The sequence below is a fragment of the Streptomyces sp. NRRL F-2580 genome (assembly GCF_000720115.1).
Lineage (GTDB): Bacteria > Actinomycetota > Actinomycetes > Streptomycetales > Streptomycetaceae > Streptomyces.
In genome coordinates, this window is the sequence record NZ_JOIR01000140.1 from 1 (window position 1) to 224 (window position 224).

The 224-nt window shown below is 68.3% G+C and carries 1 pseudogene; it reads right to left on the reverse strand.

Going from position 1 to position 224, the window contains the following annotated elements:
* A pseudogene (locus IF88_RS48940) lies at positions 1-224 on the reverse strand (ISL3 family transposase); the annotation flags it as partial.

The following is a 224-nucleotide window of genomic DNA, read 5'->3' on the forward strand; positions in this document are numbered from 1 at the left end:
TGCCGCGGTAGCCGAGAGCCTGGAGCTCGGAGTGGAGCTGGATCGCGTTGGTGAATCCTTCTGCCCAGCGTTTGTCCAGGTGGGACTTGTAAGGGTCGAGCTGGCTGGGCCGTGGTTGCCGCCGGCCGCCGAGCAACTCCTCTGGAGTTGCCGCGCGGGCGCATCGCCGGACCGTGTTCCCGCCCATGTGTAACTCGCGGGCGATCTCCCGGATGCCGTGGCCC